This window comes from uncultured Varibaculum sp., from assembly GCF_902489465.1.
GTDB lineage: Bacteria > Actinomycetota > Actinomycetes > Actinomycetales > Actinomycetaceae > Varibaculum.
In genome coordinates this window covers 41,711-52,510 of the sequence record NZ_CABTZZ010000013.1, presented here as the reverse complement: position 1 = coordinate 52,510, position 10,800 = coordinate 41,711, and the positions used below count along the sequence as shown (strand labels likewise).

At 55.5% G+C, this 10,800-nt stretch carries 8 protein-coding genes; 7 read left to right on the top strand and 1 reads right to left on the bottom strand.

Annotated features, from left to right (window positions below; all coding sequences use genetic code 11):
• The first annotated feature begins 176 nt into the window (after positions 1 to 176).
• The 3 genes from RDM26_RS04110 (at position 177) to RDM26_RS04100 (ending at position 4,638) form a co-directional block, all read left to right on the top strand.
• Positions 177 to 1,268 carry a 1,4-dihydroxy-2-naphthoyl-CoA synthase gene (locus RDM26_RS04110; protein WP_307737751.1) on the top strand — a complete coding sequence of 364 codons (1,092 nt, stop codon included), beginning with the start codon at positions 177 to 179 and terminating at the stop codon, positions 1,266 to 1,268.
• 113 nt (positions 1,269 to 1,381) lie between these two features.
• The gene (locus RDM26_RS04105; RefSeq protein ID WP_278606110.1) at positions 1,382 to 2,464 is read left to right on the top strand and encodes an o-succinylbenzoate synthase; all 1,083 of its coding nucleotides are present in this window, start codon (positions 1,382 to 1,384) and stop codon (positions 2,462 to 2,464) included.
• Entirely contained in the window at positions 2,461 to 4,638 is a 2,178-nt protein-coding gene (locus RDM26_RS04100; RefSeq protein WP_307737750.1) for a thiamine pyrophosphate-binding protein, read from the top strand. The genes RDM26_RS04105 and RDM26_RS04100 overlap by 4 nt, the downstream gene beginning before the upstream one ends.
• 8 nt (positions 4,639 to 4,646) lie before the next feature.
• On the opposite strand, the gene RDM26_RS04095 is transcribed toward RDM26_RS04100, so the two are convergent.
• Entirely contained in the window at positions 4,647 to 6,029 is a 1,383-nt protein-coding gene (locus RDM26_RS04095) for an isochorismate synthase (protein ID WP_307737749.1), read from the bottom strand.
• A 397-nt stretch (positions 6,030 to 6,426) separates the two neighbouring features.
• Here RDM26_RS04095 and rpsL point away from each other — a divergent pair, with 397 nt between their 5' ends.
• The 4 genes from rpsL to tuf all read left to right on the top strand — a co-directional run bounded on the left by rpsL (position 6,427) and on the right by tuf (position 10,767).
• Complete coding sequence (rpsL, locus tag RDM26_RS04090) at positions 6,427 to 6,801, top strand: 30S ribosomal protein S12 (RefSeq protein WP_022864284.1); 375 nt, start codon at positions 6,427 to 6,429, stop codon at positions 6,799 to 6,801.
• A gap of 1 nt (position 6,802) precedes the next feature.
• A complete protein-coding gene (gene rpsG, locus RDM26_RS04085) occupies positions 6,803 to 7,273 on the top strand; it encodes a 30S ribosomal protein S7 (RefSeq protein WP_307737748.1) in 471 nt (156 codons plus the stop codon).
• 21 nt (positions 7,274 to 7,294) lie between these two features.
• A complete protein-coding gene (fusA, locus tag RDM26_RS04080; RefSeq protein ID WP_024059456.1) occupies positions 7,295 to 9,448 on the top strand; it encodes an elongation factor G in 2,154 nt (717 codons plus the stop codon).
• 128 nt (positions 9,449 to 9,576) lie between these two features.
• On the top strand, positions 9,577 to 10,767 hold the full coding sequence (gene tuf / locus RDM26_RS04075) for an elongation factor Tu (protein WP_278606106.1): 1,191 nt from the start codon (positions 9,577 to 9,579) through the stop codon (positions 10,765 to 10,767).
• Positions 10,768 to 10,800: the final 33 nt, after the last annotated feature.

The following is a 10,800-nucleotide window of genomic DNA, read 5'->3' as shown; positions in this document are numbered from 1 at the left end:
GAGCCAGACCCGGATTGAGGTATGACATGAATCTGCTGAGGAGGGAGGAAAAACCCAGGCTCCCCGCGGGAACTACACGAAAAACTCCTCCCGCGCATAGAGCGGGAGGGAAAGCTTCTTGCTTTGTGTGGAATACTACGGAAACTTGCTAACCGCGCTCGCGATAGGGTGGGGGTATGAGCCAGCTTGCACATGTTTCTGATACTTTTGACGCGCAGCGTTGGGTTCCAGTTCCCGGCTTTGAAAAGCTAACTGACCTGACTTTTCATCGAGCGGTAGTGAAAGCGGGAGGGGCGGATGCCCTCGCCGCCGCGTCCTCGTTCGAATCGAAGGAGCATCAAAAAACGTATAAACCGGGGCGAGACCGCTATCAGCTAACCGACTTAGCCGCCACCGAATTGGCTGATCGGGGGGAAAATGGGGCGAAACTTCCGGTTTTGCGGATTGCGTTTGATCGTCCGCAGGTGCGCAATGCTTTTCGTCCCCATACCGTAGATGAATTGCTGACGTGCCTGGAATACGGGCGCAGCGCCGCCGATGTAGCAGCGATAATCCTCACCGGGAATGGGCCGAGCGATTCTGATGGAGGCTACAGCTTTTGCTCCGGCGGTGACCAGCGGATTCGAGACCGAGGGGGATATCGCTACGAACAAGAGGGTGCCGATCCGGATGCGGAAGTTTCCCAGCGGCGCCAAAATCTGGATTTGGCGCGTACCGGACGCCTGCACATCCTGGAGGTGCAGCGCCTAATTCGCGCGATGCCGAAACCGGTAATTGCAGCGGTTCCCGGATGGGCTGCCGGGGGTGGACACTCGCTGGTAGTGGTGTGTGATTTAGCGCTGGCCAGCGTAGAGCATGCCCGCTTTAAACAAACCGATGCCAACGTTGGCTCCTTTGATGCCGGATACGGTTCAGCCCTGCTGGCGCGACAGGTCGGCGACAAACGTGCGCGGCAAATCTTTTATCTGGCGAACACTTATGATGCCCAGCAGGCGGCAGATTGGGGAGTGGTAAATGAGGCGGTTCCGCACCAGCAGCTAGAAACCGTAGCTTTAGAGTGGGCGCTGACTATTGCCCGTAAATCCCCGCAGGCTATCCGGATGCTGAAATATGCATTTAACCTGGCAGATGATGGTTTGCTGGGGCAGCAGCTATTCGCCGGGGAGGCAACTCGTTTGGCCTATGGCACCGATGAAGCCGAGGAGGGGCGACGTGCCTTTTTGGAGCATCGAGAACCGGATTGGACACCTTTCCCCCACTACTATTAGGTTTTTGGGCGCAAATAGGTCGACAATAGGAAACGGTAGAATTAACCGGTCAGTGCCAGGTCAAGTGCTACTTGTGTAAATAGAAGGATTCGAAAGATAACAAGGACAACGTGATGGCAGGAAACATAAGCGACCCGATGCTAGTGGAGGTGCCGCAGGTACAAGTTAGTGACCTCGGTAAACTATTTGAAAACTCTGAGTTTCCCGCGATCGACATTGACCAGGCACTGGTGTATTCCTTGCCGCTGGTCAACCGCTTCCGTCGAATAATTGTGCGCGAGGGCGTGCTGTTGCGTTCTGGTAACCGTTGGGGCGAATTCGCGCCTTTTTGGGATTATGGACCGCACGAATCTAAACGATGGCTGTGGTCAGCGGTTAACGCTTTGACCGAGGCGTTGCCCGCTCCGCTGCGAGACAGTGTACCGGTGAACGTGACTGTGCCAGTGGTATCGCCTAGACGCGCCACGGAAATTGTGGAGCAAAGCGGAGGCTGCCGGACTGCGAAGGTTAAAGTAGCAGATCGGGGCACTGAACTTGCCGGTGATGTGGAACGAGTAAAAGCGGTGCGCGCTGCCCTCGAAAACCAATTCGGCGGGGACTGCCGGATTCGGGTAGATGCTAATGGCGCGTGGAACCTGGCGGAAGCCAAGGAGGCGATAGCGGCCTTAGACGAGGCAGCAGGAGGATTGGAATATGTCGAGCAGCCCTGCAAGAGCGCCCGGGAATTACTGGAATTGCGAGGCGCAACTTCGGTGCCACTCGCGGTTGATGAGCTGATTCGCCGCTCCCCAGATCCACTCGCCGACTTGCCGACAGGCTGCGCGGATGTGATGATTGTGAAAATCCAGCCCCTGGGGGGAGTATCAGCGGTTATTGATTTAGCGAAAAAAGCTAATGAACGCGGGATGGAAGTGGTGGTTTCTTCCGCAGTTGATAGTGCCATCGGTATCGGATTAGGGGTGCGCGCCGGAGCCGCAATGACCCGGCTTCCCCATGCCTGTGGCCTGGCCACCAGCCAGTTGCTTAAATCTGACGTTTCTCGCCAGCCCTGGCAGGTGCGGGATGGTCAGCTAGAAGTGCGGGAAGTAGAAATAAACTCCGACTTAATTAGTGCCCCTGACAACGATAACCGCCGAGATCTGGTTAACCGTTGGAGTCAGCGGATGCGGGACGTAGCGGAGGTAGCTAGTCGGTGAGCGACGTTTCTTTTCCCTCCACTCCCTCCCGCAGCTCCCAAAATAATCAATCCCCAGACCTGACTGGAGGGCACCTAGAATCAGCCACCTCCTTAGCGCGACTAGTGGTCAGCGAATTAGTGCGCGCCGGAGTGCGTGATTTCGTGATTTGTCCGGGTTCTCGTTCTGCGCCCCTAACCTATGCTTTGGCAGCGTTAGAACAGGCGGGGGTGGTGCGTACCCATGTGCGCCTGGATGAGCGTTCTGCGGCTTTCTATGCGCTCGGACTGGCCAAATCCGGTATATATAAAGGTGAGGACGCGGCCTACAATCCCGTAGCCCTGGTGGTCACTTCGGGGACTGCAGTGGCGGAGTTACATGCAGGATTGCTGGAAGCTTTCCACTGTGGCGTCCCGCTGATTGCCTTGAGCGCTGATCGTCCCCGCACCGCTCGCGGCACCGGGGCGAACCAAACTACCTGGCAGGAAAAGATTTTCGGGGCTGCCTGCCCGGTAGCATTAGATATTGACGGTAGCGAGGACGCCCTGCAGGTAGTAAAAGACCGCTTGAGTGCAGCTCTCGCGCAGGCGAGGGGTCAGGGTGAGAGTGGCTCCGCGCTGCGCTGCCCGCTACATATTAATTTGTGTTTTTCGCCCCCTTTGGTAACTTCTAATACTTGGCAGATTCCGCCCGAGTTGCTAGCTCTTACCTTAGAGCAAGGCGAAAGTGTGACCTCCTCGCTAAGATCTTTCAAAACGCAGATAGTTGCTGATGGCGGAGGTGAACCGCCCCGAAAAAACGCAAAAACGGTGGTGGTGTTGGCGGATCAATGCCACCCGCAAGTGGCGCAAGCGGCGCAAGAATGGGGGCTTCCGGTGCTGGCGGAACCCACCGTTACCCTCAAGGGGGGAAACGTGGTGCAGATCTGTCACGCTCCGCAAGTGCTTCCTGCCTTCGCTTATGAAATAGAGCAGGTTATTGTATCTGGGCATGCCACTTTGTCCCGTCCGGTAACTGCGCTGCTTTCCCGGGAAGATATTCCCATCTACCGTTTGCCTAGTTTGGGAGCGGCTAGCAATCTCACCGGAAAATATGTTTCAACCACCACCGCGCAGGTAGATAACGTTTTTCCCGCGGCGGCTAGCCCTGCTTGGTTGGCACGATGGCGCCAGGCAGCGCAAGCGGTTGAACGTGCCTACCGCACAGGTGTTGATCGTCGGGCAGTAACCGTGTGGCAAAACGCCAACTATGCGGCGTTTGATCCTGGTGATCTTCCGCAGGTAGTAGCGGATGGGCAGACTGCGCCCTCGATAAACCTAAAAAATCATGGTTTTACCACCTCCGGTGAAGCCCGACAAGCTGAGAACGAAGCTGCCCACCGCCTCCGCATGTCCTCTCCCGAAAGCGCCCCGGAACTAGAAGGTAGCCTGCGGGAACTGGAAATGGGGATCGATCCTTTCGCTCTCGCCCGCATCTATGAGGATGTATATGAAGCGTGGGCTAACCGTGACCCTGATTCAGCTCAGGTCAGGGGAGCGAAGGCTAAAAAAGTTTTAAACAGCGCGGATAATGTCAGGTATTCGGGTACTGTAGGAAGCGGCGAGAGCGCGCCTGCCCAGCTAGACGATAAAAAGATGACCGCTGCCGGTGCGCCTCCGCTGACGATGCTCGGTGCCTCTAATACGATTCGTGCTTTCGATTTGGCCGCGCGCGGGGATCGGGGGATCACCTATTGCGCGAATCGCGGCTTGGCAGGGATCGATGGAAATATCGCGACTGCCTTGGGGCTAGCTTCCGGAACTGGGCGGGCGGTGCGGCTGATTGCCGGAGATTTAACTTGCCTGCATGATTTGACCGGGTTGCTCACTGGGCCTTTGGAGGCCACGCCGGTCTTACAGCTGTTGGTACTCAGCGATGGGGGAGGGCGCATCTTCGCAACCCTTGAACACGGTGAACAGGAGAACCAGGAAGTATTTGAGCGCTATTTTTTGACGCCGCAAGATTTCGACCTTTCCGCGCTTGCCACCGGCCTCGGTTGGGATTACCGGTGCGCAAAGGACATAGAGGAACTGAAAAAGATTCTTTGTGAAAATCCACGCCGGGAAATCGTGGAAATTAATGCTTATTTGCCGGATTTGCGTGCTCGCCGTGCCGCTTTAGAATCTGAAATCCGCCGGGAATTAGCTGCGCTTTAAACCAAATTTTACGCCTGGAGAGCGCGGTACAGAGGTAACATTTTGGTTTCCGTTTCAGCCAGTTCTTGCTGGGGATCAGAATCTGCCATGATTCCCGCCCCGGCAATCAGGCGATAGGTATCAGCGCGAGCAGGGTCACGCTGCGCGCAGCGCAGGGCAATCGCCCACTCGCCCTCGCCGCTAGCGTCCATCCAACCGATCGGGGCGGCGTACCGGCGCCGATCCATAGCTTCTAGGGCGGACAGACGTTCGGCAGCTACTTCGCGGGGTTTGCCGCAAACTGCCGCCGTGGGATGGAGCGCTGCTGCCGCACGCAGAGAAGTAACTGCCTGTTCCGTAAGGTTTTCAGCGGTAATATCGGTTGCCAAATGGGTAACATACCCCAGGTGCAGTAGGTGGGGGGCAGGTACCTCTAAATCTAAATTCAGGTCGGTCAGCGAATCCTGGGCGCTTTGTACCGCTAAGCGATGCTCTAGCTGCTCTTTGGGATCGCTTAACAGGCGTTGTTCTTTACCGGGAGCGGCAGAGCCTGCCAGGACGCGGCATAGCAGCTTCCCTTCGTTTACGCTAGCTAGCATTTCGGGGCTGGCTCCCACCAGGTCACCAAGCGCATAAGTCCAGCAGTTAGGGTACTTGTCGGCCAAGTATTTGGTGACCCTAGTCAAGGAAACATCGCGATCAAAGCGTAGTTCTTTATCACGGGCAAGTACGATTTTTTCTGCCCTTCCGGAGCGGATTTCTGCTGCCGCGCACCCGACTGCCGTCTTCCAGGCTTCTGGTTTTAAATGCGGGTACGTTTCGCTAACTACCTGCGCTGGGCTGGAAAGCGATAGCGGGGATGATTGGGCAGTATGTGCTGCAGTCGACTTCGCGTCTTCCTGGGTATTCCCGCGGCGTCCCCGGAAATCTGCTTGCTTTGCCTGCCAGCTAGCTTGCCACAGCCAGGTGTGAGAGCCGCTGGAAACTACGGCTAAAGCCGGCACTAGTAGCAGGGAGGGGGTGGCGGCAGTGAATCCGAAACTGCCCAAAACTAGCGGCCAATTTAGTTTTCCTGCTTCAGTATGCTTGCCCCCGGTACTTCCCTTGGGAATATCGCTCGGGTTACCGGCAGTATTCACCGCGTGCTCGCACAAATCCCGCCACGCGTCCTCGGCTATAGAAAAAGCGTTATCGCCGCTAAAACGGGTCTGCCAAGCGATTCCTAAACCCGCTAACTTGAGCCTCGGCCCGCTCCAAACGGTAAAGGTATCCGGGGCAGCGGTTTCCGGTGAAATTAGCCGATGCTTTTCCTTTAAAAGCCCTATTGCCTGCTCAAAGGAGCATTTTTGATCGCTTAGCCGCGATACGCGGTATTGCAAAACTCCGCTGGCATATAGGCTAGATGGACACACGATTCCCCATAATAAGCCAGGAAGCGAGCCGACACGAACCTACCGGTCATATTGACAAAGGATCCCGGAGTTCTAGCTTTGCAGATGGAATCAGTCACAAAAGGGCTTTTATTGGTTAATCCGGTTTGACCAGCAATAGGGGGGCTGACTAACTTTAAACATGGTGCCCGCGATACCGGGCCCCGAACTAGCCAGGTTTCCTGGCACGGGCTCTACTCCGTTGAGCTCCGGACGTTAAGGGTAAGTCAGTTAGGCGCGATCCGCTGACCACCTAGGCAAGCATCCTGTGCAGCCTTAACCTGGCGGGCCGGCCCCGGCGGTGCAGTATGCCCGTTTCTGGGGCTGATATCTTGGTACCGCGTGGCAAGTGTTTCGACATTAAGTAACAGGAGAAGTAGTGCCTACCATCCAACAGTTGGTCCGCAAAGGACGCTCAACTAAGAAGGCGAAGAGTAAAACTCGTGCGCTAAAGGGGTCTCCCCAGCGTCGCGGCGTTTGCACTCGTGTTTACACCACCACCCCGAAGAAGCCGAACTCGGCATTGCGGAAAGTGGCGCGTGTTCGCCTGTCCAGCGGTATTGAAGTGACCGCTTACATCCCCGGCGAGGGACATAATCTGCAAGAACACTCCATTGTGCTGGTGCGTGGTGGACGTGTAAAGGATCTGCCCGGTGTGCGTTTCCACATCGTGCGCGGCGCGCTGGACACCCAGGGTGTGCGTGACCGTGGCCAAGGTCGATCCAAGTACGGCGCGAAGAAGGAGAAGAAGTAGTATGCCTCGTAAAGGTCCAGCTCCCAAGCGCCCTTTGGCAGTTGATCCGGTTTACAACTCGACCATTGTCACCCAGTTGGTCAATCGGGTGCTGCTAGACGGCAAGAAATCTTTGGCGGAACGTATCGTTTACGGTGCGCTCGAGGGCGTACGTGAACGTACCGAGCAGGAACCGGTAAGCGTGCTCAAACGAGCTCTAGAAAATGTTCGTCCTGCTCTTGAGGTTCGTTCTCGTCGTGTAGGTGGCGCCACCTACCAGGTTCCGGTGGAAGTGCGCCCGGCGCGCGCGACCACTTTGGCGCTGCGTTGGCTGGTTGACTTTTCGCGGCAGCGTCGCGAGAAGACCATGACCGAACGCCTCATGAACGAAATTTTGGATGCTTCCAACGGCTTGGGTGCTGCGGGGAAGCGTCGTGAAGATATGCACAAGATGGCGGAGTCCAACAAGGCTTTCGCGCATTACCGCTGGTAAACCTAACCGGAAGGAACGATTGTGGCATTAGAAGTGCTTGCTGACCTATCTCAGGTTCGCAACATCGGCATCATGGCACACATTGATGCTGGTAAAACCACCGTAACTGAACGCATCCTGTATTACACGGGCATCAACTACAAGATTGGGGAAACCCATGATGGTGCCGGCACCATGGACTGGATGGAACAGGAAAAAGAACGCGGCATCACCATTACTTCCGCGGCAACTACCTGTTTTTGGAACGGTAAGCAGATTAACATCATTGACACCCCTGGTCACGTTGACTTTACTGTTGAGGTAGAGCGCTCCCTGCGCGTCCTCGACGGTGCAGTAGCCGTTTTCGACGGCAAAGAGGGCGTAGAGCCCCAGTCGGAAACCGTTTGGCGTCAGGCGGATAAGTATGATGTTCCCCGTATTTGCTTCGTCAATAAGATGGACAAACTGGGTGCGGACTTCTACTACTCGGTAAAGACCATTGAAGACCGTCTGCACGCCAAGCCAGTTGTTATGGTCTTGCCGATTGGCGCTGAGGCTGAGTTTAAAGGGGTTGTTGATTTGCTGGAAATGAAAGCAATCTACTTCCCCGAGACTTTCAGCGCCGAGCAGGCCGAGAAAGCCGGTGGCAAGGTTAAAGAAGGCGACCCCACTTTGGGTGCGGTGCTGGAATACGCGGAAATTCCGGACGATTTGAAAGATCGCGCCGTTGAATACCGTGAAAAGCTGATTGACGCTGCCGCAGAAGCCAACGATGAATTGATGGAGGCTTACCTGGAAAACGGGGAGCTTACCAACGAACAGATTATCGCGGGTATTCGCGAACTCACTTTGAAGAGCGAAATCTACCCGGTGTTCGCGGGTAGTGCTTTCAAGAACAAGGGTGTACAGCCGGTTCTCGATGGCGTTTTGCGTTACCTGCCTTCGCCGTTGGATGTTCCCGCTCTTGAGGGACATTTACCCCGCGATGAAGAAAAGACGGTGCTTTGTCCTCCGGACAATGAGGCTCCTTTCGCTGCTTTAGCGTTTAAGATTGCCGCGCATCCTTTCTACGGCAAGCTGACATACGTGCGAATTTATTCTGGGCAGATTAAGGCCGGGTCTAACCTGGCTAACGCCACCAAGGATAAGAAAGAGCGCGTTGGCAAGATTTTCCAGATGCACTCCAATAAGGAAAATCCGATCGAGGTTGCTCACGCCGGTAACATTTACGCCTTCGTGGGTTTGAAAGACACCACCACTGGCGATACCTTGTGCGACAGTGGCCATCCGGTAGTTCTGGAATCTATGAACTTCCCGGATCCGGTTATTCACGTGGCCATCGAGCCTAAGACCAAGGCAGACCAGGAGAAGCTGGGCATTGCGATTCAGCGCCTGGCGGAAGAAGACCCGACCTTCACCGTGCGCTTAGATGACGAGACCGGCCAGACCGTTATTGGCGGTATGGGCGAGCTTCACCTGGACGTACTGGTAGACCGGATGAAACGCGAGTTCCACGTGGAAGCAAACGTGGGCGCACCGATGGTTGCTTACCGCGAAACCATCCGTAAGACGGTCGAGGATGTGGAGTACACCCACAAGAAGCAGACCGGTGGTTCTGGCCAGTTCGCAAAGGTACTGGTCACTTTCGAACCGCTCCCTACGGATGCGGAAGAACCATACGAGTTTGTAAACAAGATTACCGGTGGACGTATTCCTCGCGAATACATTCCGTCGGTAGACCAGGGCATTCGCGAAGCCATGGAGGGAGGCGTCTTGGCTGGTTACCCGCTAACCGGTATTAAGGCGACCTTGACCGATGGTGCTTACCATGACGTCGACTCTTCGGAAATGGCATTCAAGATTGCCGGTAACATGGTTTTGAGGGAGGGCGCACGTCGCGCCAAGCCCGTATTGCTCGAACCGATTATGGCCGTTGAGGTCAGAACTCCGGAAGAGTATATGGGTGACGTGATGGGTGATCTTTCCTCTCGCCGCGGATTTATTCAGTCCATGGACGATGTCAATGGAGTGAAGGAAGTCCGGGCAAAGGTTCCGCTGTCGGAAATGTTTGGGTATGTGGGCGACTTGCGTTCAAAGACGCAGGGTCGCGCCGTTTACACGATGCAGTTTGACAGCTACGATGAGGTCCCCCGCTCAGTTGCTGAGGAAATCATTGCTAAGACCCGAGGCGAATAGCCCTCGCGGGTGCCTTTTATTTTGTTAAAAATCACAGATAAACCCGTAGGAGATCATTCGCGTTGGGTGTTAACCTTTACTTTGACAACCAAGCGATAGATAACTACCCGAGTCCAGGAGGACATTAAGTGGCTAAGGCTAAGTACGAGCGGACTAAACCGCACGTTAACATTGGTACTATTGGGCACGTTGACCACGGCAAGACCACCTTGACCGCGGCTATCACCAAAGTGCTGCATGACACCTATCCGGAACTGAACGCGTTTACTCCTTTCGAGGACGTAGACAACGCTCCGGAAGAACGTGAACGCGGGATTACTATTAACGTTTCCCACGTTGAATACCAGACCGAGAAGCGTCACTACGCACACGTAGACGCCCCCGGTCACGCCGACTACATCAAGAACATGATTACCGGCGCAGCCCAGATGGATGGAGCCATCCTGGTGGTTGCCGCAACTGACGGCCCCATGGCTCAGACTCGTGAGCACGTACTGCTCGCTCGTCAGGTGGGCGTTCCCGCCATCCTGGTCGCCCTGAACAAGTGCGACATGGTTGACGACGAAGAAATGCTGGAACTGGTTGAGGAAGAATGCCGCGACCTGCTGTCCAGCCAGGACTTCGATGGCGACAACGCTCCGATCATCCAGGTTTCCGCTTTGAAGGCGCTCGAGGGTGACGAAAAGTGGGTTGGCCAGGTTCAGAAGCTGATGGAAGCGGTTGACGAATACATTCCGGAACCGGTTCGTGATCTCGATAAGCCCTTCTTGATGCCGGTTGAGGACGTATTCACCATTACCGGTCGTGGCACCGTGGTTACCGGTCGTGTGGAGCGCGGTACCCTTCCGCTGAACTCCGAGGTAGAAATCCTCGGTATTCGCGAACCGCAGAAGACCACCGTTACCGGTATCGAGACCTTCCACAAGTCGATGGATCAGGCTGAAGCTGGTGACAACACCGGTCTGTTGCTACGTGGTATCAAGCGTGAAGACGTGGAGCGTGGCCAGGTTGTGGTGGCTCCCGGTTCTATCACCACCCACACCAAGTTTGAGGGTCAGGTCTACATCCTGAAGAAGGACGAGGGTGGACGTCACAAGAGCTTCTACTCTGGCTACCGTCCCCAGTTCTACTTCCGTACCACCGATGTTACCGGCGTTATCACCCTGCCCGAGGGCAAGGAAATGGTTATGCCCGGCGACACCACCGAAATCTCGGTGGAGCTCATTCAGCCGATCGCTATGGAGGTCGGCCTGGGCTTCGCTATTCGTGAAGGTGGACGCACCGTTGGTTCTGGTCGTGTAACCAAGATCGATCTGTAAACTAATCTCCGATTAGTTTCTAATCTTTTTAGT

Bases quoted from the DNA above. Each gene is read 5' to 3' on its own strand.
- RDM26_RS04110 (WP_307737751.1), top strand. From the start codon at position 177: ATGAGCCAGCTTGCACATGTTTCTGATACTTTTGACGCGCAGCGTTGG.
- RDM26_RS04105 (WP_278606110.1), top strand. From the start codon at position 1,382: ATGGCAGGAAACATAAGCGACCCGATGCTAGTGGAGGTGCCGCAGGTA.
- rpsG (WP_307737748.1), top strand. From the start codon at position 6,803: ATGCCTCGTAAAGGTCCAGCTCCCAAGCGCCCTTTGGCAGTTGATCCG.